The organism is Pseudoalteromonas sp. HL-AS1 (assembly GCF_031198785.1).
Taxonomy (GTDB): Bacteria; Pseudomonadota; Gammaproteobacteria; order Enterobacterales; family Alteromonadaceae; genus Pseudoalteromonas; species Pseudoalteromonas distincta.
This window is the reverse complement of record NZ_CP133569.1, coordinates 221932-246278: the sequence shown is the minus strand read 5'-3', so window position 1 is coordinate 246278 and position 24347 is coordinate 221932. Positions and strand designations below refer to the sequence as shown.

The window sequence follows — 24347 nt, the reverse complement described above, 5'->3', positions numbered from 1 at the left end:
GCCAAACTAAGTTGTTATTGCTGTGCTAAAATATTTAACTAATTAAAAGTTTATATCATATCCTTAAGTACATTAATATGATATATGATATATAATAAAGCAATATATCAACAACTCGGAATCCTGCGCAATGAAAAGCCAACCCCGTCAAAATTTAACACAACAATTAACCCACGATTTGGGTTTTGCTATTGTGCGTGGTGTTTACCCTGTAAGCGAAGGCCTGCCTTCTGAAGCCGATTTATGTATAAAGTATGATGTAAGTCGCAGCGCTACCCGCGAAGCGGTAAAAATGCTTTCTGCTAAAGGGTTAATTTCATCGCGTCCTAAGCAAGGTATTCGTGTATTACCTGAAAGTAGCTGGAACATGTTTGATACCGACGTACTACGTTGGATTTTAAGCAGCAAACCATCACTGTCGTTATTAAAAGAGTTTACTCAAGTACGCGTAGCCCTTGAACCACAAGCGGCCGCTCTTGCAGCACTAAATGCAACTGCTGAACAACTTGCCGATATAGATAGTGCCTTAGCCCGTATGGCTGAAGCAGACGAAGGCTTAGACGACCCATTAGAAGCCGACATTGCTTTTCATACCAGCATATTAGTGGCCAGTAACAATCGCTTTTTTGTGCAGTTAACTGAGTTTATTAGTACAGCTCTTAGAGTAAGTATTCGTTATACAAACCACATTAAAGGTGTACCGGGCGCAGATGTTGCTAAGCACGCTGATATTTTAGAGACTATAAAGTCACGCGATCCTGAGCGCGCTAAAAAAGCAGTAGAAACAATTTTAGAAGAAGCACTACAGTTAATTGAATCTAAATTAGTGTAATGTTAGTTCAACATATTATATAAATATTGAGTCCATCGAATTTACTCTTTGTAGTATATTTTATGGACTTTTTTATTGCTTATAAAACTTAAATTACAGGCATTAAAAAATCCGATATCAGTCTCCTGATATCGGATTTTTAATTATTTAAATCAGCTTAATAACTCGGGTTATTAACTAAGATAAAACGCCTTTTTACAGGCTAGAATTACAATCCTAATTTCTTCTCAAGATAGTGGATGTTAGTACCACCATTTTGGAAGTTTTCATCTGCAAGAATTCTCTTATGCAAAGGAGTATTAGTTTTAATTCCGTCAATTACTAGCTCGTTAAGTGCATTGCGCGCGCGGGCAATAGCTACGTCACGGTTTTCACCGTAAGTGATTAACTTACCTATCATTGAATCATAATGTGGTGGAACCGTATAGTCAGCGTAAATATGGCTGTCCCAACGAATACCTAAGCCACCAGCAGGATGAAAACGTGTAATTTTACCCGGTGAAGGGATAAACGTTTCAGGGTCTTCAGCATTAATACGACACTCAATAGCATGACCACGAATAACAACGTCGTCTTGCGTGAATGATAATGGTTGACCCGCAGCAATTTTTAACTGCTCTTTGATTAAATCAATACCAGTAACCATTTCAGTTACAGGGTGTTCAACCTGAATACGTGTATTCATTTCGATGAAGTAAAACTCGCCGTTTTCGTATAAAAACTCAAACGTACCTGCACCGCGGTAACCGATTTCGATACATGCACGTGTACAGCGTTCACCAATAAATTTACGTGTTTCTGCAGTAATACCTGGCGCTGGTGCTTCTTCAACTACTTTTTGGTGACGACGTTGCATAGAACAATCACGTTCACCTAAATGTACTGCATTACCTTGGCCATCTGCTAATACTTGAACTTCGATATGGCGTGGGTTTTCAAGGAATTTCTCCATGTAAACCATGCTATTACCAAAGAACTGCTTAGCTTCTTGCTGTGTTAATGCAATTGAATCAATAAGTTCAGATTCGCTACGAACAACACGCATACCACGACCACCACCGCCACCAGCGGCTTTGATGATTACCGGGTAACCGATTCGTTTAGCGATTTGCATGTTACGTTCTTTATCATCAGATACCGGACCATCAGACCCTGGTACACATGGAACGCCTGCTTTACGCATTGCTGAAATAGCAGAAACTTTATCACCCATAAGGCGAATAGTGTCACCTTTTGGACCAATAAATACAAAACCACTTTGCTCAACTTGGTCGGCAAAATCAGCGTTTTCTGCAAGGAAACCGTAACCTGGATGAATCGCTACAGCGTCAGTTATTTCAGCCGCAGCAATAATGCGCGGGATATCTAAATAACTTTCAGTTGCTGATGGTCTACCAATACAGATGGTTTCATCTGCAAGCAATACATGCTTAAGATCGCGATCCGCCGTTGAATGCACAGCAACCGTTTTGATCCCAAGCTCTTTGCAGGCGCGCAATATACGAAGTGCAATTTCACCTCGGTTTGCAATGACTACTTTATCTAACATTAGAGTTGGCCTTTTAGGTTACGCTATTATTCAATGATGAATAGAGGTTGATCAAATTCTATTGGCTCGCCATTTTCAGCTAAGATAGCTCTTACTGTACCGGCTTTATCTGACTCAATTTGGTTCATCATTTTCATAGCTTCGATAATACAAAGCGTATCGCCAACTTTAACTTGCTGACCAACTTCTACATACGCTGGAGCTTCAGGAGACGCTGCTGCATAGAAAGATCCAACCATTGGTGATTTAACTTGATGGCCAGTAGGTTCTGCTGGAGCTGATGCTTCAACTGCTACAGGAGCTGCTGCAACTGGAGCAGGGGCTGCTGGCGCTGGTGCATATTGCTGTGGAGCAAATTGCGGGTAACCGGGGCCTGCGCTCATGTTGTTACGGTTAATACGTACTGATTCTTCACCTTCAGTGATTTCTAGCTCAGCAATACCTGATTCTTCTACTAATTCGATAAGCTTCTTTATCTTGCGAATATCCATTACACGACCCGCCTGTTTGTTTGTGTGTTAATTTAAAATTAAATCGAGTTTTTCAACCGGCTCACAGCGGCATTTAATGCTGCGTGGTAACCCATTGCACCTAATCCACATATCACGCCTTGTGCCACATCAGAAAAATACGAATGATGACGAAAGGCTTCACGTGCGTGCACATTACTTAAGTGCACTTCAAAAAACGGAATATCAACACTTAGCAATGCATCACGTAATGCAACGCTTGTATGCGTAAATGCAGCAGGGTTAATTATTATGTAATCAACCGCTTGCCAAGCACTGTGTATTCGCTCAATGAGGGCTTGCTCACTATTACTTTGAAAATGTGCTAACTCAACATCTAGACTATCAGCGGCACTGGTTAGTTCGCTCATAATTTCACTTAGCGTTTGAAAACCGTATTTATCCGGTTCACGTTTGCCAAGCATGTTCAAATTTGGACCATTTATAACTAAAAGGTTAAATTTTGTAGCCATAATACGCGATATATCCTATAAGTAATGAGTTAAGCGGTTGCTAAGTAGTTTTCCGCTTTTAAGTAAGCAGAAAAAAGTAATGTAGCAACAAATTCTCACGTTAACCAACTATTATAGTGATTTCGATGTAAATAGCAGCAAAATACTGGTCCAATCTCTGTTTTGGGAACGAATAACTAGGAGGGAGTCGTAAGCCACTTGGTATATCCAAGTGGCTCTATTGCACTATTATTGTGCGCTGGCGCGCACTGTAGCAAGGTGTTTAGCAAAATCTTCTGCGTTTAAAAAGCCGGTTACACGTTGTGTAGTTAGCTCTTTACCTTGGGTGTTAAAAAACAAAATACTAGGTAAACCAAACACGGTGTACTCTTCCATTAGCTCAATTGTTTTATTGTCACTGTTAGTTAAATCAACTTGAATTAGCTGATAATGGCTAAATTCACTTTGTACTTTGGCATCTGGAAACGTGTAATGCTCAAACTCTTTACACGCCACACACCAGTCAGCATATAAGTCGACCATAACCATTCGACCTTCATTACTCGCTTGCGCTACGGCCTCTTTTAGCTCAGCTAAATCCGCCACCTTTTTAAACTCATTACTTTGTGAGCTTACTTGCACAGCTTGTACTGGCCAAAAGTAGTTTTTAGTTAACGTAAACCCTGTCATAACTAATAGCGTTGCAGCAAACCATAATGCAGTTTTTAACTTGCTTTGTGTTTGGCTACTTTGCCAGTGATGTAGGTAAAGTGCCGTTGCTAATGCAAGCACACCGGCCATTAATAATATAATGTCGGCGCTTACTAGTCGCTCAAGTAATATAAGCGGCACAACAAGCATTACAAAGCCAAACAAGGTTTTAACTTGCTCCATCCAACCACCGGCTTTAGGCAGCAATTTACCACCAGATGTCCCAAGTAATAAAAGTGGTAACCCCATACCTAAACTAAGCACGTATAGCGTTAAACCACCTACTAAGTAATCACCACTTTGCGCTACAAATAAGAGCGCTGCCGACAGTGGCGCAGTAGTACACGGTGATGCTATTAATCCCGACAGTACACCCATTAAAAATACGCCAACGTAGTTGCCGCCTTTTTGATTGTTACTTACTTGGGTTAGCTTGCTCATCATACTGCTTGGCAATTTAATTTCGTACCAACCAAACATCGACATAGCCAATAATACAAATAGTAAACTAAAGCTAACTAATACAAATGGATGCTGTAAATACCCCTGCACTTGCCCACCAAGCGCCGCAACAACTAAGCCTAGTGCTGCATAAGTAACTGCCATGCCTTGTATATATACAAACGACAACGCAAACGCTTTTTTAGTTGAAAGGTTTTGCTGACCCGCAATTAAGCTCGACAAAATAGGAAACATTGGAAATACGCACGGCGTAAAAGCAAGGCCTACACCAACAACAAAAAATATAAGTAAATTAGTTATTAAGCCCTGACTTGCTAACTGTTCAGTAAAAGTAAGCTCTTTTTCGGTATCATCCGAATTTGTTGTAGGTTCAGTAGCTGGCTCGTTAAGTGCTGCAAATGTACTTTGCGCAGTTACCACTTCATCGGTGGCGCTATTTTTATCTACATTTTTAATCTGTGCGCCACTAATAACATTAAGTGGGATGCTAATTACTTCTGGTGGATAGCAAAGCCCTGCTTTTGCACAGCCTTGGTAACGAACTTTAACCACAGCGCCTTCGGTTACATTACTTAGCTTACTAATAACACTCGCGGAATTAAAAAAAACCTCTGTTTTACCAAAAAATTCATCTTCAATAATTTCGCCACTGCCAGAGTCGCCTACTTGAATGTTTGCACCTTTGGCGATAATTTCTATTTTCTTTTTATATAAATAATAGTCTGGCGCTATATCCCAACCTACAAACAAGGTACTGCCTTGTTGGTCAAAATCAAAAACAAACGCTTGGTCTACAGGTAAAAAAGTCTGTTGCGGAGGCCCAAGTAGATCACCAAGCACATTATTAGTCGCAGCCTTTACGGGTACAGTTAATAATGTAACCAACAATAAAAAGAAAAAACGCATTAATTCAGTACCTCGTCCATCCAATTAAAATACGCCAAATTACCAGTTGAAACTTCTACAACCTGAATCTCCGGCACTTCGTAGCTATGTAGCTCTTTTATTGTTAAAAACACATCGTTCATTTTATCTGCTTTTGTTTTTATAAGTAGCTTGGCTTCAGTTGCTTCTGCTACTTCGCCCTCCCACATATAAATAGAGCCCATGTTAGGTAAAATATTTACACAAGCTGCTAGCTTTTTTTCTACCAACGCCCTTGCTAGGCTGCGTGCTTCTGCTTCGTCTTTGCAAGTCGTAAAAATCATTTTAAAATGCGTAGTCATTATGAACCTATTCTTATTGGACAGTGTCTAGCTTCATAGTATCTGATAGCCGATACAATGTGTAGACGCTTAAATATCAGTAAAATGACTATACCTATGCCCTAACCTTGAAAAGAGACCTAGTCACCCTCATTTATATTTCATCAACTCTTTTGAGTGTCATTATTTAGAGAGCGCTATGTTTAGATTTTTATTTGTGTTGTTTATCATCATCCCTATTATCGAAATCGCCTTACTGATTCAAGTAAGCGATGTGATTGGCGGATTTGCAACAATTGCACTTGTTGTTATTACCGCGATTTTAGGTGCCAAAATGGTTAAAACACAAGGTATGGGTGCGCTGCAAAACGTACAAGCGCAAATGACGCAAGGGCAAATGCCAGCCAAAGAATTATTCACCGGAATATGCGTTGTAATTGCAGGGGTATTATTACTTACCCCTGGCATTATGACCGACGTGTTTGGGTTACTATTATTAACGCCTGCAATTCGTAACAAACTGGCCGCAGGCCTTGCTAGCCAAGCAACGGTTAGAATGAGCGCAGGTAGACAACAAGGGCCATCGCCGTTTGCTGGGCAGCAACATGCTGAACGAGAGCAAGGGCAAATGGAACGACCAACGACTATTGATGGCGAATATGAGCGAAAAGATTAAAAATTTATCATTTTTCTCTTGGAATTTTACACTCTACCCCCATTAATGAATGCAAATTAGAAAAGCTTTTTTCTGTACTGTTCAGAAACTGTTAGGAGAACTAAAAAACATGAACATTCGTCCTTTACAAGATCGCGTAATCGTTAAACGTCTAGAAGAAGAAACAAAATCTGCTGGCGGTATTGTATTAACTGGCTCTGCAGCTGAAAAATCAACTCGCGGAGAAGTTGTAGCCGTAGGTAATGGTCGCGTTTTAGATAACGGTGACGTGAGAGCGTTAGAAGTTAAAGCCGGTGACACTGTGTTATTTGGCTCATATGTTGAAAAAGTTGAAAAGATCGAAGGTCAAGAGTACCTGATCATGCGTGAAGATAATATTTTAGGCATTGTAGGCTAAACCTACTTTTCGTTTATAAACATTTAAGAATTTAGAGGAATTTAAAACATGGCAGCAAAAGAAGTACTTTTTGCAGGTGACGCACGCGCTAAAATGCTAACTGGCGTAAACATCCTGGCAAACGCAGTAAAAGTTACATTAGGTCCTAAAGGCCGTAACGTTGTACTAGACAAATCATTTGGCTCTCCAGTTATCACTAAAGATGGTGTATCTGTAGCAAAAGAAATCGAACTTGAAGACAAGTTTGAAAACATGGGCGCACAAATGGTTAAAGAAGTTGCATCTAAAGCAAATGATGCAGCCGGCGATGGTACAACTACCGCTACAGTACTTGCACAGTCTATTGTTAATGAAGGCCTTAAAGCTGTTGCAGCAGGCATGAATCCAATGGATCTTAAGCGCGGCATCGACAAAGCAGTTATTGCTGCTGTTGCAGAGCTTAAAGCGTTATCTGTTCCTTGTTCTGATACTAAAGCAATTGCACAAGTAGGTACTATTTCTGCTAACTCTGATCAAGAGATTGGTAATATCATTGCTCAAGCAATGGAAAAAGTAGGCCGCAACAGTGGTGTTATTACTGTAGAAGAAGGTCAATCACTTGAAAACGAACTAGATGTTGTTGAAGGCATGCAGTTTGACCGTGGTTACTTATCTCCTTACTTTATCAACAGCCCAGAAAAAGGCACTGTTGAGCTAGATAACCCATTTATTCTACTTGTAGATAAAAAAATATCTAACATCCGTGAATTATTACCAACATTAGAAGCGGTTGCTAAAGCAAGTAAACCACTACTAATCATTGCAGAAGACCTTGAAGGCGAAGCACTAGCTACATTAGTAGTTAATAACATGCGCGGTATTGTTAAAGTATCAGCTGTTAAAGCACCTGGCTTTGGCGATCGTCGTAAAGCAATGCTACAAGATATCGCTGTATTAACTGGCGGTACTGTTATTTCTGAAGAAATCGGCTTAGAGCTTGAAAAAGCAACAGTTGAAGACCTAGGTACAGCTAAACGCGTAATTATCACTAAAGATGATACAACTATCATTGACGGTGCTGGCGAAGAAGCGAGTATTACTGGTCGTGTTTCTCAAATTAAAGCACAAATTGAAGAAGCTACATCTGACTACGATAAAGAAAAACTTCAAGAGCGCATGGCTAAATTAGCTGGCGGTGTTGCAGTAATCAAAGTAGGTGCTGCTACTGAAATCGAAATGAAAGAGAAAAAAGACCGCGTTGAAGATGCATTAAATGCAACTCGTGCAGCGGTTGAAGAAGGCGTAGTACCTGGCGGCGGTGTTGCACTTGTACGTGCTGCTAGCAAGCTAGTTGATTTAGTTGGCGACAACGAAGATCAAAGCCACGGTATTAAAGTTGCACTTCGTGCGATGGAAGCACCACTTCGTCAAATCGTAACTAACGCAGGCGACGAAGCATCAGTTGTAATTAACGCAGTTAAAGGCGGCGATGGTAACTACGGTTACAACGCAGCAACTGGCGAATACAACGACATGATTGAAATGGGTATCCTAGATCCTACTAAAGTAACACGCTCTGCGCTACAGTTTGCAGGGTCTATTGCGGGTCTAATGATCACTACTGAAGCAATGGTAGCTGAAATCCCTAAAGACGAATCTGCTGGTGCACCTGATATGGGCGGCATGGGTGGAATGGGTGGTATGGGCGGCATGATGTAATCTTCCTCCTATCGAATTCATAAGAGTTCATTAAGTTTTATAAGGCCCGCAAAGCACTGCTTTGCGGGTTTTTTTATAACTTTGATAAGTTCATTAGGTTTCATTGGCGCTTTTAAAATTTCAAAGGTTTAAGGGGTAAATGTGGGGTAACTCACATACATAGGAGTAAAAATAGATCCATTTTTAAATAAAATACCCCAAATAAATTTAAAAAGAGTATCAAAAATGAAACTGAATAACGAAAAGATTAAAGCACTGAAGCCCAAAGAAAATGGTAAAAATTTTAAAAAATATGATGGTAACAACTTGTTTTTATTAGTAACTAGTCATGGTTCTAAGCTTTGGCGCTTTAAGTATAAGTTTGGTGGTAAATATAAAGAAATGGCCTTAGGAAAATACCCCACAATATCCCTAAAACTAGCTCGCACTAAAGCAGATAAGGCCCGTCAGCTTCTCAGTGATTCTATTGATCCGATGGCTCAACGCAAGCTTCTTAAACTTCAAAGTACATGCAAAGATTTAAATTTCGGTGAGATTGCGTTGCAATGGTTCGAACTTAATAAAAAAGAATGGAGCAATGCCTACCAAGAAAAATTATTGCGTTGGCTTAAAAGCGATCTTAAGGGGATTTGTGAACTACAGATTGACCATATTACCAAGAATCACATTATTAATATCGTAGACTCTCTAGTTGAAGCTAATACCGTGAAAAAAGTTCCCCCATTATTGTCCATGCTAAATCGTATTTTTCGTTATGCGATTACAAAAGATCTCACTAACAATAGCCCATTAACTAATTTCGACTACATAGCATTGACTGGAAAAATTTCAGCTCCAAAAAATCATGCAGCTATTACTAACTCGAAAGAACTGGGACAGCTCATTTTAACTATTGAGAATAACAACTCAGGCTCTTACTGCTCTCAGGAAGCATTGAAACTACTACCTCATCTATTTTTACGCCCTAGCGAACTTCGTTGCTTAAGATGGGAACATGTAGATTTTGAAAATAAATATATTAAAATACCCGGCGAATTAATGAAAGCAGGTAAAACTCATATCGTTCCTCTTTCAGTTCAAACTCTATCTAAATTTCGAGATATTTATAAATACACTAATTACTCAAAGTACGTTTTTCCCTCAGAGATGAGTTCTTCTAAACCATTTAGCAAAAACGTACTGAATAATCGTCTACGTGCATTGGGCTACTCGGCTAATGATATCGTTTCACACGGCTTTCGAGGAACAGCTTCAACATTACTAAACGAACAAGAAGAAAACTATCAGCATATTGAAATGCAACTTGCCCATAAAGTGGGCAACTCCACAGCTCTTGCATATAACCACGCTGAATATCTTACTCAAAGACGTGCAATGATGCAGCGATGGTCTAATTATTTAAATAAACTGTGTAGTGATGCTGAGCTTTGCAATGCCATAGAACAATCTGGTTAGGTAGAAGCTGAAGTCCAATCTCGCATTTTAGAAAGAACATAATCTTGTGCCTTCAATGAGTCGCGTTGTTAACTGTCATGATAATGCGGTTGCAGAAAGCTTTTTTGCGACAATTAAAAAGCGCCATTCACACACATGCAGTGTTTACCTGATAAGTTTGAAGATGCGTACTATTCTGAGTTAAAAACTGTCTAGTGAAAGCTGGGAGCCCACCTAGTTCTTTCCGTTATAGCGCGGTAGACCGTGGTATTACCGGTAAATTAAGTTAAAAGGAGATCTAAAAGTCATATTTAGAGCCCAGTTATTACTGTTATAGCGCGGTAGGTCGTGGCCTAACCGGTAAATTAAGTTAAAAGGTGATCAGTTTCCCACATGCTGTACTGCTCGTAAAAAGGTGATCTAAAAGTCATATTTGGCACCCAGTTCTTACCGTTATAGCGCGGTATACCGTGGCATAACCGGCAAACTAAGTTAAAAGGTGATCAATTCCCCACATGCTGTACTGTGCAGCTCGACAAAAAGGTGATCTAAAAGTCATATTTGGCACCCAGTTCTTACCGTTATAGCGCGGTAGGCCTTGGGATAACCGGTAAACTAAGTTAAAAGGTGATCAGTTTCCCACACGCCACATGCTGTGGTGCTCTACGAAAGGTGATCTAAAAGTCATACTCGGAACCCAGTTCTTACCGTTATAGTGCGGTATGCAGTGGGATAACCGGTAAATTAAATTAAAAGGTGATCAGTTTCCCACACGCCACATACTGTGCTGCTCGACAAAAAGGTGATCTAAAAGTCATATTTAGAGCCAAGTTATTACTGTTATAGCGCGGTAGGTCATGGCTTAACCGGTAAATTAAGTTAAAAGGTGATCAGTTTCCCACACGGCACATACTATGCTGCTCGACAAAAAAGGTGATCTAAAAGTCATATTCGGAACCCAGTTCTTACCGTTATAGCGCGGTATGCAGTGGGATAACCGGTAAATTAAATTAAAAGATGATCAGTTTCCCACACGGCACATACTATGCTGCTCGACAAAAAAGGTGATCTAAAAGTCATATTCGGAACCCAGTTCTTACCGTTATAGCGCGGTATGCAGTGGGATAACCGGTAAATTAAATTAAAAGATGATCAGTTTCCCACACGCCACATACTGTGCTGCTCGACAAAAGAGGTGATCTAAAAGTCATACTCGGAACCCTGTTCTTACCGTTATAGCGCGGTATGCAGTGGGATAACCGGTAAATTAAATTAAAAGGTGATCAGTTTCCCATACGGCACATACTGTGCTGCTCGACAAAAAAGGTGATCTAAAAGTCATATTTAGAGCGCAGTTATTACTGTTATAGCGCGGTATGTCGTGGCTTAACCGGTAAATTAAGTTAAAAGGTGATCAGTTTCCCACACGCCACATGCTGTGGTGCTCTACAAAAAGTGATCTAAAAGTCATATTCGGAACCCAGTTCTCACCGTTATAGCGCGGTAGGCCTTGGGATAACCGGTAAACTAAGTTAAAAGGTGATCAATTTCCCACATGCTGGATGCTGGGCTGTTCTACAAAAAGTGATCTAAAAGTCAGGCTTAGAGCCCAGTTCTTACCGTTATCGCTAGGCAGATAGGCCAGAATATCGGTAATTTAGTGAAGAGGTGATCAGCTTTCCACACTCTGCGAACGGGTTTAATCTACAAGAGGTGATCAAAAAGTCAGGCTTAGAGCCCAGTTCTTACCGTTATCGCTAGGCAAATAGGCCAGAGTATCGGTAATTTAGTGAAGAGGTGATCAGTTTTCTACACACTACGAACGGGTTTGCCCTACAAAAGGTGATCAACTTTCCACACACTGCGAACGGGTTTACTCTACAAATGTTGATCAAAAAGTCAGGCTTAGAGCCCAGTTCTTACCGTTATAGTTCGGCAGGCTTGGCAATTGTCCTTAATTTATCAAAGTATTTTATTGAAAGCCCAAAGAACCAAAGCGACTTTCGTTTATGCTCGAACGAAAAATATACGGGCCATTCAGTTACTACTTGGTCATACAAAAATTGATAACACCATCAGATATTTAGGAATAGAGATTGAAGATGCCATTAAGATATTGAAAGAAACCGATTGTTGATTTAACTCAGGCAGTGTTCTTGTGCTGCCTTTGCCCCATTACGAGTTATAACCTTTCAATTACCCACACATCACTTTGCAGATTGTAAATACTTAGCTATAGAAAAGCACTCATAGAAGTCCACTTGCTTCACACCGACTTTTAACAACGTTGTTCTCGCTTTTCTGTAAACTAGATATTTTCTTTGCTCGATCACACTCCCAGTTATTTACTGGATACATTTTGTCCCACGCTTTCATTAGCTTTCTTTGTGATGCACTCTTATTATATCGTTTATAAGCACTTTCCATATAAAGGTAAGTACGTGCAATCGCCCCTCTTGCTAATTCAGGCGGCTCTGCTTTTCTATTATCTATCTTCATCGCACAGCTACCGAAATCACTTTGTGCTGAAGGCAGGATAGTGAAATTATAATTACTTCTCAGTGCATTAACGGCACCTATAGCAGGATAAAGGTTGAACATGTCTGCCTGCATAAAGCGATACTCAGTGCTCACTTTCTCCGCACATCTTCGACCTTTAAACGACTTCCCTCTGCTACTAACACATTGACTATGCCCATCTCTCCATTCACTGAAAGTACGACCAAAGTTCTCTGCTGGCACAACATGTTCCCACTCAATTTTTTGAGCACGCTTAAGATACTTAGTTGTAGTAAAACCTTTTTTGGGTAGTTACTTTTTTATGGGAATTAAATTCGGCACCACAGTAAAGCGTACTTCGGTGATTGTTATAAACTTGCTTTTCTAACACCTTCTTCGCTTTACTAAATGATTCTATTTCTTGATTTTCAGCGAATACCTCAAAAGTGCCTAGTATTGTTATAAAGAATGCTATTAAAAATTTCATAAGGTTATCTTAAATTTAGAATTCATAAGGTGCCACAGATACTTTTATAAGTTTATGTGGGGTTTCTCACATACTTTGAGATATAAATAGATCCATCTTTTATTAAGATACACCTAATCCAACTAAAAGGTGTTTAGAAAATGAAATTAAATAATCAAGAAATTAAAAACTTAAAATGCAATTCTGGGCAGAAACATACTAAAAAAGATCTCGGTAAAAACTTATATGTATTGGTAAAAAATACAGGCTTAAAGCAATTTCGTTTCCGCTATATTTTTGATGATAGGCATAAAGAGATAGTCTTGGGGAATTACCCTCAAACAACTCTCGAACAGGCGCGCACTAAAGCGAACGAAGCCCGCTTGCTTCTTAGCAATTCAACTGTCCCTATGAGTTAGGTAAGTTAACAAAGGTTAAGGGCCTTGTTAGAGTTTAACCAAATAAAAATTATAGCCAACAAGCAAAATTACTGTGTTGTTGGCTAAACTACTTACCTTAGAGAATTATAGGGTATAAATATAATCAATAAATTTTAGCTATAAAATAGATGCTATTGTGCCTCGTGATTTTCATGGCATAGCTCAACTTTATTAAGCTAACACGAAGACTATCATCATAACGAATGCAATGTAAGCGTCTAGCGAACCACACCTAGCATCGATGCTCTGATTATCTAAAAATACCTGCTCAATGATAAATTCGGAGCAGGTGATGAAAACTTACAGAACAAGCGCACAGTGGCAGCAGCTTTTGCTGAAACGCAGTACGTTTAGTGGTACTAATATTGAATTCTGCCAACACCATAATGTCGCTATTACGACTTATTATAAACAACGTGCTTTACTGGCAAAAGACCAGCCTAATTCCACCTTGCCAGTGCACACGCAGTGCCTTACATCATCACGTTTTGTCCAGGTAAAACAAACTACTGAAGTCTGCGCGCAAACTCGTCAAAATACGCTGCAGTTTGATACGCTAACCGGCCAACTCACGTTTCCTATCGATTTAGCGACGGCCGATATCGTTGCCATTATTAAAGGGCTAACGGTATGAGGATGTTCGTTGATGTACCCACCGTCTATTTATGTGCCGATGCCGTTGATTTTCGAAAATCAATTAATGGTCTGGCGGCGTTGGTGGAAGCAGAGCTTGAACTACCCGTGCTCAGTGGTGCGCTATTTGTGTTTTGTAATAAAGGCCGTGACAAACTCAAACTGCTTTACTGGGATAACACCGGTTTTGCACTGTGGTATAAGCGATTAGATAAGCATAAGTTCAAATGGCCCAAACTCATGTCACCCACCATGACCTTAAGCGAGCAGCAATTACACTGGTTATTATCGGGTTATGATGTGATTGGACACAGTAAAATTGATGTCGCAGGTAAGAAAATGCTTTAATATTTGCGATCGATTGATGATCATCAAAGTGAGTTCAGTTAGCACTGCAAAGCCTTTGATGATGCCTTAAAATAGGCGTCATGAAAAATGAACTCGCCCTTAAACAGCGCATTGCTGAACTTGAAAAACTGTTAGCGCAGAAGGATGCCCAGATTGCGGCATTGGAAGAGCGCTGGAGCTTGGCCCAACAAAAACAATTCGGCAAAAGTGCTGAAGGCTTTGCCGGGCAAGGCGAGTTATTCAATGAAGTGGAAGAAATTGTTGAGGAAGTTGAGGCAGAGCAACAATCCATTAGCTATACCCGTAAAAAGCCGGTGCGTAAGCCACTGCCAAAAGACTTACCTCGTGAGCAGGTTATTCACGACATCATCGACAAAACATGTGATTGCTGTGGCGGTGAGCTACATAAAATGGGTGAAGATAAGTCAGAAAAGCTTGAGTTCATACCCGCTAAAATCAAAGTGATTGAGCATATTAGGCCTAAATACGCCTGCCGTCACTGTGATAAATCCTCAACTCAGACACAGATTAAACAAGCCTCAATGCCTGCCATGCCCATCAACAAAGGCATTGCAACCAGCAGTTTGCTCAGTCAGCTTATCACCAGTAAATACCAATACGGGTTACCGCTGTATCGCCAGGAAGCGATGTTTAAGCAATACGGTATTGAACTCAGTCGACAGACCATGAGCAGCTGGATAGACAAATCAGCCACACTCTTCGCGCCATTAGTTGAACGGCTTAAAGCCGAGCTGTTAAGGCAACCCACGCTGTTTGCCGATGAAACGCCATTAAAGGTGGTGAAATCGGACAAAGTAAACAGTTACATGTGGGTGTATTGCTCGGGTCGAGATTCACCAGACCCGAATAATCCTATCCCTAATATCGTACTTTACGACTTCCACAATAGTCGCGCGGCCGCCTGCGTGGTCAATTATCTTGATGGATATCAAGGGTACTTGCACGTGGATGGCTATCAAGCCTATGCCAGAACAGAGGCAACCTTAATCGGCTGCTGGGCGCATGCTCGTCGTAAATTTATCGACGCGAAAAAGCTACAAGGTAAAAACAAAACCGGCAAAGCGGATGTGGTATTGAGCCTTATCCAAAAACTGTACGGCGTTGAGTCACGCATCAAAGATAAAAGTGTGGATGACAAATATACGGCAAGACAAGAGGTTAGCCTGCCTATTCTTAGCAAGCTAAAAATATGGCTTGAGCAGGATCAGCCAAATTTAGTGGGGAACAGCAAACTGATAGAGGCAGCTAATTACCTGGCAAATCAATGGCACAAGCTCATACGCTATGTTGATGATGGCCGACTTAGCATCGATAATAATAGAGCAGAACGCGCGGTAAAACCGTTTGTGATAGGCCGAAAGAATTGGTTATTTAGCCAAACGGCTAACGGTGCCCATGCTAGTGCCACCCTTTACAGCATTGTGGAAACCGCCAAGATAAATGGTCTAATCCCATTTAATTACATCTGTGCTTGCCTTGATGAACTGTGCCAGCCTGAGCCCGATATCGACAGCTTGTTACCCTGGAATTTTAAAACATAGGTGTAGTTCGCTAGACGCTCACAATGCAATTAGCTCATCGCACTATTTAAATATTTAGCTCACCATAGCAGCATTTCGTTTCTCAAAAAACGATAGATTATGTGCATCAATTTAAATGCAAGTATTGTAACAGCAGTTTGAAGATGCGTACTATTTTGAGTTAAAAACTGTCTAGTGAAAGCTGGTGAGTACAGATATCGATCACACAAAAACCAAAGCTATGTCACCAAAAACAAATGGTATCTGCGAACGCTTCCATAAAGTGATACTCATGAATTTTATCAAATTACATTCCGTAAAGCTCGTTAGGGGAATTACAAAAGGATCTGGACGAATCGATGATTTATTATAATAATGACCGAACTCATCAAGGAAAAATGTGCTGTGGCAGAACGCCATTGGAAACATTATTAGATGGGAAATCGATTTGGGCTGAGAAGAATTTAGCTCAAATCTAAAATGACAGTCACCGATTGAAAAACGGGTAACTATCAGATCAAGTCTGAGCTAGTACATCTGAATGTAGTTGTTGCAATTCACCTAAATGATATCTATTAAAGTACGCACATTCTTTAAACCCTCATCTACGTCATCAAGGATGTATTCAAGTGCCGATAATCCATCAAAGTGCTCATTAGGTTTATTTATCCAACTATCAGCTTGTAAGCGGTCATTAAATATTAAGCCTAGCCCTCTATAAATGCCGATGACGTAAGAGATTCTTATTAGTACGTCTTCACTGAGGCTTCCAGCACACCCTTGTTGCCACTGCTCATATATATGAGCACCTTTGGCACCTAGCAATGTTTTTTGCTTATAAGGCTCTATCTGCCAAGCTTTCATTATATTAAAAAAAGTTTTTAATGCCACTTGGGCCGTTCTTTGTAGGTCTTCTTGACGAACTTTATCCATATATATTATTACACCTTAAAAACTTGTTTCTTAATAATAAAAATTTATAACGATGTTAAGCTGTATTGTTCCAATACTCTAAAGCCATTACTTCTGAGCGTTCAGAACTCATATATTCAGCAAGCCTTTTTACTTTAATAGGGTTTTGGTTTTGGACTTTTTCGTTTACTGCATCTAAAGCATTCTGCACATCTAAACTATTACCATCTACAAACCAATGACAACGATCTTTGTGTCTTGAGCCTGCAACATAAGAGGCTGCCCTATCCATTGCTTTGTTATAAAATACAAAAGTGTCGCCATCGATCGTTCTTCCCTGACTACTGTATACCGTAAAAGCATATGCATGTACTAACTGAAGTGCGCCTTGCTCGTTAGAATATTCTGATTTTAAAAATGTAACTTCTTCACCAGAGTCTTTTTTTATAGTAAAAAGAATATCCGAATTGATAGCTTTAACCTCCTTAATAATGCCAAGTTGGCCATTTATCAGATTTCGTTCAGGCGTATTTTTAGTAAACCTGACACGATCGTGGCTTGAAAATTTTTGCAAAAAATACCTCTCAGAAACAACACAATTAGCCTTTATATCTTCTTCACCTAGCAAACCTCTTTGCTGTAATTCACTTCTAATAAATTCATTCAAAGGTTGAATATCTTTCCAGCTATAAGCTATAACTAACCAATCTTTTTTTGGATTCGTATCTACATAGATTGACCAACGTTTTATCAATCTCTCCAAAGCAAGCTCCCTAGTCTCGGCTATATGCAATAGTCCTTTTGCAATCATTATTTTAAGTGCTTTTATTGAGTCACCAGATCTCAATACTGTTACAAGACTTTTAGCCCAATTCTCACGCTGTCTATATATAGTTTGTAACTCTGTAAAGCCATATCTTTTGGACAAGTATAATAAACACCCTCCATGGTTAATAGCACGTAACTGCTCAACTTCGCCTACTAAAACCAATTTAGAACCAGATCTCTTTATTTCCTTTAATAGCGCTAATAAATCTAATGAAGGAACTAACCCAGCTTCATCAATTAATATTACCGTATTAGTAAATTTATTATTTTTATGTTTAATTTCAATCAATAGCTTTTCGAAGGTACAACTATTTATACCTGTTTCGGCTTCCAACTGAGTCGCTGCTGCTTTAGATACTGTAGCGCCCACTAATTTATATCCTGATAGTTCGTAAGCTATACGCAATGCCTTCATAGATGTAGATTTACCAGCTCCAGCCCTACCTTGTAAAATTTCTAATCCTGTGTTGGTAAGCTTCTGTATTGAGCAACTTTGCTCTAATGATAATTTGAACCCCTGCTCTAATTCTTGCTTGCTAATTGCTTGCTTGATAACATTTTCAGAAAGCCGATAGTTATTATTACCTCGCAATGAATCAGCCAAACCAACTAGCTCGTTTTCAAACCGCAACATAGGCATTGTTGTGTAAATTTCCTGTCCGGTTGAATTGATAACCGGCCCTAAAAGTCTTGTATTGTTGAGGATAGCCTCTACAGTATTCAAGATTTCGGATAAGTTCACATGAAAGAACTGAGCTTCAGTTGCTGCTATTTCATATATTTTGCGTATATCTACAATTGCATTTGATAGTGTCAGTTTTTTGATAATTAAAACTACAGGCAAGGCCTCTATAGTCGGTACGTTTTCTGTATTCAGATTTTTATATAGCTCTTCTTCAGTGTAACCTAGCTCGTTCAAAGCCATACGCCAAGTATTTATCTGACTAGTCAAAATCTTTTTTTGTTTTGGTTTTCTTGAATAAAGTGAAACTTTGTTTTTCACTTCAGGGCTACTATCTTCAAGACCCATCTCTTCTAGTTTATTATTAATGCCTTCACTTCGCTTAGAAAAAAGCCTACAAATATCAAGGTTGCTCCCTGAAAATGTAAAACAATCTGTTTCATCTACCCTAATTATTTTAAAGCCTAACTCTCTTAAGCCACTGGCTAATAAAGCTCTATAAACTTGTACAGCGGCTTTTTGCCAGCGGTATATAAGGTGTGAATGCAAACTAGCCCACTTACCATCTTCTCTCAAAGTTAACCGAGAAAGAAGTGCATGCGTATGTAAATGAAAATCCCCCTCCCTTGACTCGTAATGTTTAAACAACAATGCTGCAAAGCCCTTTGTTTTTTTTAGGTTTTTACCTCCCTGCCCAGTTCTAGTAAAAGACACTTTTAACTCCAGAAACTCTAGAGCCCCTAGGACAGCTTGAAACTGGGCTTCGTCTATACGTTTTTGAAATAGATCATCAACTCGTACAAAAGCTTTAGAGATAGGTTTCGGCGCGTTAAAAACTATATCCAATATTTCTACTTTTTTACTCTTTACGGAGCCAATGAGCTGCTTGCCATGGATATCACATCCTGAAAATATATTTTTTAATTCATTAAAATACATTTTTGGCTTAAAGTTCAACGCCTTTGAAACTGCCCCCGTATAAAGAATATCTAAAGGCTTCGTGTTGGTTTGATGATCCTTTTCAATGTAATAATCCAGCCGAGATTGCTTCGATATTGAAATCACTAAAGTTTAATTCCATTTTCAATTAGACGATCAATGGCCTCCTCTTTTTCATCTTCGTTCAAATTTAGCATTACAGAGATTACTTCTATCAAAAGTTGTCTTTGCCTTTGCTCCATTAGAGTTAAGTGGTTTTCTATTTTTTGTTGCTCAAAATAATTTAGGCAAGATTTGCGTATAATACTCGCTATTGTTGTCCCCTCATTTTCTGCTTTAAATTCTAATTTGCTGTAATCATCTCTTGTAAATCTTATAGTTACCGCTTTTTCTAATTTTTCACTCATAATTGAAAACCTTGATTTCTTCTTCTAAATTAATAACTTAAAACTTAATTTTAGTTATTATGTATTACATATCGGTTTTCTTATGTTGTTGTTAAGTTTAGCTTTTTTAATTTTATTTTTTGAAAAAATACAAACCGTGCATAATGTCTAGAGACAAATAGAACTGATTATTTAACTTGCCCCTTCTCAGTCATCTTTTTACGCGTAAGAAGCCACGTATCTACATCTTTTACAAAAAAGCCTACAGAGCGAGAGCCTAGTAAAATAGGTTTTGGAAAGTTAGGGTCTAGCCGCCAGCGCCATAAGGTACTTTTACTAACTTGTAGCTCCTCCCTTAATTCTTTCAAACGAATGATTTTATTTTTAAATTTCATAATTTAACCTTATAGATTAATAATTTACTCTTGCTGAAAACCAACAAGCCAAAGAATAATATAAGGTTTCAAAAGTGTTTACAGGAGATCATTTCAAAAGTGAGAGGTATCTCTCATCAATAGCTAGTCCACTAGATTAGGTGAGTTAATTTTAGATATGGCTAAATCATGCAGGGGCTATATGTATTAAAAGCAGCAGCAATTTAAGTGACGATTTTGAATAAACGACTTAAGTAATTTCAAAAGTAGGATTCAGCTATTCTTATAATTCAGAAGTAAGGTACTAAAGTCCAGCAATACTAATAGCAGGGTTAGTTACCCCCAAGAATAGGTTCAGCTCTAACTCTGGGGTAAACTCAGTTCACCCGGTAGTAAGAAGTAAGGCTAGATTTAAATATAAAAACAACCTCCCCCTTACCGAAGTTAACTATAGCATCCATATGATAAATTATTTTTAAAACGTGAATTAAAACCATATTTAAATATTACAGAAAGAATTCAATATGTTATAAATTAATATAACGATTATAAATAATTATAAAATTATAAATAAAAGTAATGTAGAGAATAAGCTCATTAGGTTTTTTAATAAAAAAACCAAAAAAGTAAAATACTTACGTGTCATGGATGACATGTAACTCGTCATGGATGACATGTAACTCGTCATGGTTGACACGTAACTCGTCATGGTTGACACGTAACTCGTCATGGTTGACACGTACCTCGTCATGGTTGACACGTACCTCGTCATGGTTGACTCGTAACTCATCATAATTAGCACCACTCCATAGATCTTTCAAAGTCAGATTATATAACTACATAACCACACAGTCTTTTTGAATAAGTATTAACTTTATCTGTCAGCTTTGACTGTTAGGACTTAATCAAATCTGACAGTCGCAGAAGTGCCATTTGCGGACTTTCGTAGCAGCACCGTCACTTGTAGATAATTTCTACTTACTAAATATATTTAAAATTTGATCCCAATTATTTAAGTAGCGTTCGGCAGACTCTGAATTTAATTTAAACAAAGGTACTTTAGAATTCCAATTTACTGATTCTTTTACATAGAGGCTAGGAACAATAAATAATTCTGGTTCACAATAGAGATCTTCCCATATGTTACAGAACACATAAAAGAAATGATTAGAAGCGCTAGGCTGTTTCTTTCCCACTATCCATTGGCGAGGCTGAGATTTACCTTGTGATGATTTAACCTGAATGCTAACTACATTTTCACCATCATCTGTGGCTAGAATATCAACTCCCTTTGCACCTGCATTCATTAATGCGGCAGCGATACCTCTTCGAGATAGACAGTACGAAACCAGATACTCTCCAGCGTCACCAATAAGATTGCTATTCATAATTTTCTCCTTCACTATAATTAACTTAACAGGTATATATGTGAGCACTTTGTCTATTAGTACACGTAAATGACCTTACTCGATGAGATGACATAAATAGCAAATAGTGGAAATAATCTCATAGTATAACTTTTGTAGAGTCAACTTAATTAACTAAAACCTTCATGTTTACTTCATCGCTCATCAAAGCCAGAGACATTCTTAAATTAAATAAATTGCTTGCACTAAGTGCCATTTCCGGACGTTCTTAATACCCAAACAACAGGCTAAGTAATGGTTGGCTAAATTAGGAACGAAGTGACGCAAGCCAAGCTTTTTGCGTCCTTTGTTGAGGCGCTTGTTAGCAGTACTTTATCCCGCCATTACTTTTGCCCACATATGTGCACAGTAGCCACATAAGTCACCGTCTGAAATTTCTTCAGGGGGAATGCTATCGCCACATCTTGAGCATTCATGCGTTGCTGAACCACCACATGCAACACATACACCTTCATGAAAAAGATAACTTCCCTCAAAACAAGAAGGGCAATCTATAACTGGGGTGTCGTCACCATCTTGATGAGATAGGTAAACATTATCAGTAAAATAATCATTGATGGCTTCATTTACTATATTTTCATAGTGAAACTCGCTGCCGCATGAGCGACATTTGAATGAAGTTTCCAAAGCTTGACCTGTATCGGATGTTGATTCTAATAACCCAGAACCACACTCAGTACAGTTATATGCTTGTAAAGCATGCAAAATTTCATTACTAAAATAGTCTAACTTTTCTAATGAAGAGTCACACTCTTTTTTTTCTTTTTCGTAAACTTCGTTTACATCGACCAATATTTTCCAATATTCATCGCCTAGTAATTCTTTCGGATCTTCTTCGAGTTCATCAACTATAAAGTTACGGATAATGATAAAAGAATCAGATATCAATTGTTGAACGGATTCGTTATTCATCGTGCTGTAATAATGCTCAATATCATTACGGTATTTATTAATTCTTTCTAATCTTTTCCACTCTACATTTATCCCGAGAGATTCAAAGCGATCCTTAATATTTTGAACATCAACAGTTTTTTTGCCTTTACCAATCCAGTTAACAGCGCCTGTTGCATCGAATGCGGGTAGTACTCTTTGTTTTATTAAAGCTTCATCGGAAGCCTCAGGGCTAAGCTCGCACAGTCTATGTTTAAATAGGAGCAATATTCCAGCAAATATATTTCTTGTCGAGGATACGATTCTTCTTTCGTCTGTAGATTCAAAATCTTCTAAACCAATAGCTATAGAATCAATCGCATTTTTCAGAATACTCATAGACTTCCTTGTACTGCTAACGCCGCAAATAAACGGCAAAAAATAGTTGGCTAAAATTTGTGAGGTACGAACAAAGCCAACTGTTTTTTGTCCGTACTTTTTAATTTGCCTTGTTAGGTATTGATGCCATAGATCTCTTTAAGCCTTGCTATTACCACTTTTCTCGGCTGCTCGGCCTTCTTGCTAAGGTTATCCATAGATCCGGACAGCTCTAATACTTCATAGTGTTTCAGGTCACCGCTACCAATTACATTGGACACGATGTCGAATAAAGGTCGATATGCGTCTTGCACCATAGTAATAATTTCGTCTTCAATATAAAGTCCTTCTTTGTGTAGAAGAGCGTTTATTTCAAGATATTTTTCAGCGAACTTGTTATTCCGATCTTCAATGCCCTTATAGTATTTCGATGCGACATTGAAATAGAGCGTTTTTAACTCAAAATCAGCTTCAGTCATCAATTCATTTAGCGTGGCACATATTTCGAGTTTTTTAGCATAGTTATGCGTTTGCTGAACAGAAGACTTAGCAACCTCTTTAGCTAGTTCACTTTTAAACTTCTCCAGCTTTTCGTTTAAGGATAAGCTCAGTCTTTTGTCGATCCAGAGCTTTAATAGAAAACCTAGCGCACCTAGCAAAAGCGCATTGGAGATTATAATTTCAGCTCCGTTCATTGTGATACCTAACCAATTTAATAGTGCGCTCGTCGCGCATATTTCTACCGACTCCACGCTCATTTATCTACTTTATATAGTTTTAACAAATTACCTAAGGCATTACTATCACTAAGTTTTCTAAATTTTTTAGGTAAAGTTAAACGAATCAATATGCGCGCAGCGCTCATTTTCATGAATATATGCGCAAAGAGCAGTTTAACCAATCAATTTACGACGATATTTAGCCAATCTCAATGACCGGTTATCGCTCATACCCGAATTGTTTTGTAGCGAGCTAAGCTTAAAACTCCATAAACACCGGAGTACAACTAATGCACCAGTTAACTATATATCAGCCTAAAGAGCCTTGGAATAAAAATAAGCTTGTAGGACAAAAGTTACCTCTAAAATTACAGCAAATATGGGCTATCCGAATACGACTGGAACTTTTTCATAAAATAAGAGATCTAGCGCTATTCAACCTAGCCATAGATAGCAAACTAAGAGGGTGTGATTTAGTATCACTAAAAGTTAATGACATTGCACATGGTAAAACAATCCAATCACGGGCAATAGTCGTTCAAAAAAAGACTGGTATGCCTGTTCAATTTGAAATTACTGGAAACACAAGGAAATCAATTATGGCGCTCATAGAGCAATTTACTCTCAGTTCTTATGATTACTTGTTTAAGTCACGAATTCATTCCTCTGAACACCTTTCAACCCGTCAATATGGACGCATAGTTGATTCTTGGGTCACCTCAATTGGGTTAGATAAGACTCAATATGGCACTCATTCTATGAGACGTACTAAACCATCGCTAATTTACAAAAAAACTAAAAATTTAAGAGCCTGTCAGCTTCTACTTGGCCATAGAAAACTAGAGAGCACTGTCAGATACTTGGGAATAGAAGTTGATGATGCGTTAGAAGTATCAGAACAGATCGATGCTTAAGTTTGAACCAATGCCAGACCTGAAGTAAGCGTCTGGCATTGGTTTCTAAAAAAATGTTAATCCACG

The 24347-nt window shown here is 38.8% G+C and carries 22 protein-coding genes and 3 pseudogenes; 12 read left to right on the top strand and 13 right to left on the bottom strand.

Annotated features, from left to right (window positions below; genetic code table 11):
- Positions 1–130 precede the first annotated feature (130 nt).
- A complete protein-coding gene (locus RB214_RS01185) occupies positions 131–832 on the top strand; it encodes a FadR/GntR family transcriptional regulator (protein ID WP_024596672.1) in 702 nt (233 codons plus the stop codon).
- 208 nt (positions 833–1040) lie between these two features.
- Here RB214_RS01185 and accC read toward each other — a convergent pair whose 3' ends face one another.
- The 5 genes from accC to cutA form a co-directional block, all read right to left on the bottom strand.
- Complete coding sequence (gene accC, locus RB214_RS01180) at positions 1041–2381, bottom strand: acetyl-CoA carboxylase biotin carboxylase subunit (protein WP_002958843.1); 1341 nt, start codon at positions 2379–2381, stop codon at positions 1041–1043.
- 26 nt (positions 2382–2407) lie between these two features.
- Complete coding sequence (accB, locus tag RB214_RS01175; protein WP_024606502.1) at positions 2408–2872, bottom strand: acetyl-CoA carboxylase biotin carboxyl carrier protein; 465 nt, start codon at positions 2870–2872, stop codon at positions 2408–2410.
- A gap of 38 nt (positions 2873–2910) precedes the next feature.
- Positions 2911–3363 (bottom strand): type II 3-dehydroquinate dehydratase, encoded by a 453-nt coding sequence (gene aroQ, locus RB214_RS01170; RefSeq protein ID WP_024606503.1) that lies wholly within the window; start codon positions 3361–3363, stop codon positions 2911–2913.
- 228 nt (positions 3364–3591) lie between these two features.
- On the bottom strand, positions 3592–5421 hold the full coding sequence (locus RB214_RS01165) for a protein-disulfide reductase DsbD (protein ID WP_309168017.1): 1830 nt from the start codon (positions 5419–5421) through the stop codon (positions 3592–3594).
- Entirely contained in the window at positions 5421–5741 is a 321-nt protein-coding gene (gene cutA, locus RB214_RS01160; RefSeq protein WP_002958839.1) for a divalent-cation tolerance protein CutA, read from the bottom strand. The genes RB214_RS01165 and cutA overlap by 1 nt, the downstream gene beginning before the upstream one ends.
- 178 nt (positions 5742–5919) lie before the next feature.
- Here cutA and RB214_RS01155 point away from each other — a divergent pair, with 178 nt between their 5' ends.
- The 5 genes and pseudogenes from RB214_RS01155 to RB214_RS01135 all read left to right on the top strand — a co-directional run.
- Positions 5920–6396, top strand: a complete 477-nt coding sequence (locus RB214_RS01155) for an FxsA family protein (protein ID WP_309168015.1) — start codon at positions 5920–5922, stop codon at positions 6394–6396.
- 109 nt (positions 6397–6505) lie between these two features.
- Positions 6506–6793, top strand: coding sequence for a co-chaperone GroES (locus RB214_RS01150; RefSeq protein ID WP_002958836.1), 288 nt, complete (start codon positions 6506–6508; stop codon positions 6791–6793).
- 48 nt (positions 6794–6841) lie between these two features.
- Positions 6842–8491 carry a chaperonin GroEL gene (gene groL, locus RB214_RS01145; RefSeq protein WP_309168013.1) on the top strand — a complete coding sequence of 550 codons (1650 nt, stop codon included), beginning with the start codon at positions 6842–6844 and terminating at the stop codon, positions 8489–8491.
- A gap of 225 nt (positions 8492–8716) precedes the next feature.
- Positions 8717–9946 (top strand): tyrosine-type recombinase/integrase, encoded by a 1230-nt coding sequence (locus RB214_RS01140; protein WP_309168011.1) that lies wholly within the window; start codon positions 8717–8719, stop codon positions 9944–9946.
- 1963 nt (positions 9947–11909) lie between these two features.
- Positions 11910–12062: pseudogene (locus tag RB214_RS01135) on the top strand (integrase); the annotation flags it as partial.
- Positions 12063–12172: 110 nt separating this feature from the next.
- Here RB214_RS01135 and RB214_RS01130 read toward each other — a convergent pair.
- Positions 12173–12911, bottom strand: a pseudogene (locus tag RB214_RS01130) (endonuclease).
- A gap of 140 nt (positions 12912–13051) precedes the next feature.
- Here RB214_RS01130 and RB214_RS01125 point away from each other — a divergent pair.
- From RB214_RS01125 to RB214_RS01105, 5 genes and pseudogenes are all read left to right on the top strand, one after another.
- Positions 13052–13309 (top strand): Arm DNA-binding domain-containing protein, encoded by a 258-nt coding sequence (locus tag RB214_RS01125; RefSeq protein ID WP_138578994.1) that lies wholly within the window; start codon positions 13052–13054, stop codon positions 13307–13309.
- Between the two features lie 313 nt (positions 13310–13622).
- A complete protein-coding gene (locus tag RB214_RS01120) occupies positions 13623–13964 on the top strand; it encodes a hypothetical protein (RefSeq protein WP_008467385.1) in 342 nt (113 codons plus the stop codon).
- A complete protein-coding gene (gene tnpB / locus RB214_RS01115; RefSeq protein WP_024604009.1) occupies positions 13961–14311 on the top strand; it encodes an IS66 family insertion sequence element accessory protein TnpB in 351 nt (116 codons plus the stop codon). Before RB214_RS01120 ends, tnpB begins: the two co-directional genes overlap by 4 nt.
- An 80-nt stretch (positions 14312–14391) precedes the next feature.
- Positions 14392–15873 (top strand): IS66 family transposase, encoded by a 1482-nt coding sequence (locus RB214_RS01110; RefSeq protein ID WP_002963282.1) that lies wholly within the window; start codon positions 14392–14394, stop codon positions 15871–15873.
- A 181-nt stretch (positions 15874–16054) separates the two neighbouring features.
- Positions 16055–16331, top strand: a pseudogene (locus RB214_RS01105) (integrase core domain-containing protein); the annotation flags it as partial.
- 82 nt (positions 16332–16413) lie between these two features.
- Here RB214_RS01105 and RB214_RS01100 read toward each other — a convergent pair.
- From RB214_RS01100 to RB214_RS01070, 7 genes are all read right to left on the bottom strand, one after another.
- Positions 16414–16785, bottom strand: a complete 372-nt coding sequence (locus RB214_RS01100; RefSeq protein WP_138578992.1) for an MbcA/ParS/Xre antitoxin family protein — start codon at positions 16783–16785, stop codon at positions 16414–16416.
- Positions 16786–16840: 55 nt separating this feature from the next.
- Positions 16841–19339, bottom strand: a complete 2499-nt coding sequence (mobF, locus tag RB214_RS01095; RefSeq protein ID WP_309168008.1) for a MobF family relaxase — start codon at positions 19337–19339, stop codon at positions 16841–16843.
- Entirely contained in the window at positions 19339–19620 is a 282-nt protein-coding gene (locus tag RB214_RS01090) for a hypothetical protein (RefSeq protein WP_138578987.1), read from the bottom strand. The genes mobF and RB214_RS01090 overlap by 1 nt, the downstream gene beginning before the upstream one ends.
- A gap of 167 nt (positions 19621–19787) precedes the next feature.
- Positions 19788–19994 (bottom strand): AlpA family transcriptional regulator, encoded by a 207-nt coding sequence (locus RB214_RS01085; RefSeq protein ID WP_138578985.1) that lies wholly within the window; start codon positions 19992–19994, stop codon positions 19788–19790.
- A 953-nt stretch (positions 19995–20947) separates the two neighbouring features.
- A complete protein-coding gene (locus RB214_RS01080; protein ID WP_309168003.1) occupies positions 20948–21361 on the bottom strand; it encodes a hypothetical protein in 414 nt (137 codons plus the stop codon).
- Between the two features lie 351 nt (positions 21362–21712).
- The gene (locus tag RB214_RS01075) at positions 21713–22669 is read right to left on the bottom strand and encodes a hypothetical protein (protein WP_309168001.1); all 957 of its coding nucleotides are present in this window, start codon (positions 22667–22669) and stop codon (positions 21713–21715) included.
- Positions 22670–22782: 113 nt separating this feature from the next.
- Positions 22783–23343, bottom strand: coding sequence for a hypothetical protein (locus RB214_RS01070; protein WP_309168000.1), 561 nt, complete (start codon positions 23341–23343; stop codon positions 22783–22785).
- Positions 23344–23657: 314 nt separating this feature from the next.
- On the opposite strand from RB214_RS01070, the gene RB214_RS01065 reads away from it, so the two are divergent.
- Positions 23658–24281: a tyrosine-type recombinase/integrase gene (locus tag RB214_RS01065; protein WP_309167998.1), complete on the top strand. Its 624-nt coding sequence runs from the start codon at positions 23658–23660 to the stop codon at positions 24279–24281.
- Positions 24282–24347: the final 66 nt, after the last annotated feature.

Excerpts from the sequence above, each read along its gene's own strand:
- RB214_RS01085 (WP_138578985.1), bottom strand. The coding sequence starts at position 19,994 with ATGAAATTTAAAAATAAAATCATTCGTTTGAAAGAATTAAGGGAGGAG.
- cutA (WP_002958839.1), bottom strand. The coding sequence starts at position 5,741 with ATGACTACGCATTTTAAAATGATTTTTACGACTTGCAAAGACGAAGCA.
- RB214_RS01155 (WP_309168015.1), top strand. The coding sequence starts at position 5,920 with ATGTTTAGATTTTTATTTGTGTTGTTTATCATCATCCCTATTATCGAA.
- RB214_RS01185 (WP_024596672.1), top strand. The coding sequence starts at position 131 with ATGAAAAGCCAACCCCGTCAAAATTTAACACAACAATTAACCCACGAT.
- RB214_RS01165 (WP_309168017.1), bottom strand. The coding sequence starts at position 5,421 with ATGCGTTTTTTCTTTTTATTGTTGGTTACATTATTAACTGTACCCGTA.
- tnpB (WP_024604009.1), top strand. The coding sequence starts at position 13,961 with ATGAGGATGTTCGTTGATGTACCCACCGTCTATTTATGTGCCGATGCC.
- groL (WP_309168013.1), top strand. The coding sequence starts at position 6,842 with ATGGCAGCAAAAGAAGTACTTTTTGCAGGTGACGCACGCGCTAAAATG.
- RB214_RS01070 (WP_309168000.1), bottom strand. The coding sequence starts at position 23,343 with ATGAACGGAGCTGAAATTATAATCTCCAATGCGCTTTTGCTAGGTGCG.
- RB214_RS01100 (WP_138578992.1), bottom strand. The coding sequence starts at position 16,785 with ATGGATAAAGTTCGTCAAGAAGACCTACAAAGAACGGCCCAAGTGGCA.
- RB214_RS01125 (WP_138578994.1), top strand. The coding sequence starts at position 13,052 with ATGAAATTAAATAATCAAGAAATTAAAAACTTAAAATGCAATTCTGGG.
- RB214_RS01075 (WP_309168001.1), bottom strand. The coding sequence starts at position 22,669 with ATGAGTATTCTGAAAAATGCGATTGATTCTATAGCTATTGGTTTAGAA.
- RB214_RS01065 (WP_309167998.1), top strand. The coding sequence starts at position 23,658 with ATGCACCAGTTAACTATATATCAGCCTAAAGAGCCTTGGAATAAAAAT.
- RB214_RS01090 (WP_138578987.1), bottom strand. The coding sequence starts at position 19,620 with ATGAGTGAAAAATTAGAAAAAGCGGTAACTATAAGATTTACAAGAGAT.
- RB214_RS01110 (WP_002963282.1), top strand. The coding sequence starts at position 14,392 with ATGAAAAATGAACTCGCCCTTAAACAGCGCATTGCTGAACTTGAAAAA.
- accC (WP_002958843.1), bottom strand. The coding sequence starts at position 2,381 with ATGTTAGATAAAGTAGTCATTGCAAACCGAGGTGAAATTGCACTTCGT.
- RB214_RS01080 (WP_309168003.1), bottom strand. The coding sequence starts at position 21,361 with ATGAATAGCAATCTTATTGGTGACGCTGGAGAGTATCTGGTTTCGTAC.
- accB (WP_024606502.1), bottom strand. The coding sequence starts at position 2,872 with ATGGATATTCGCAAGATAAAGAAGCTTATCGAATTAGTAGAAGAATCA.
- RB214_RS01120 (WP_008467385.1), top strand. The coding sequence starts at position 13,623 with ATGAAAACTTACAGAACAAGCGCACAGTGGCAGCAGCTTTTGCTGAAA.
- RB214_RS01150 (WP_002958836.1), top strand. The coding sequence starts at position 6,506 with ATGAACATTCGTCCTTTACAAGATCGCGTAATCGTTAAACGTCTAGAA.
- aroQ (WP_024606503.1), bottom strand. The coding sequence starts at position 3,363 with ATGGCTACAAAATTTAACCTTTTAGTTATAAATGGTCCAAATTTGAAC.
- RB214_RS01140 (WP_309168011.1), top strand. The coding sequence starts at position 8,717 with ATGAAACTGAATAACGAAAAGATTAAAGCACTGAAGCCCAAAGAAAAT.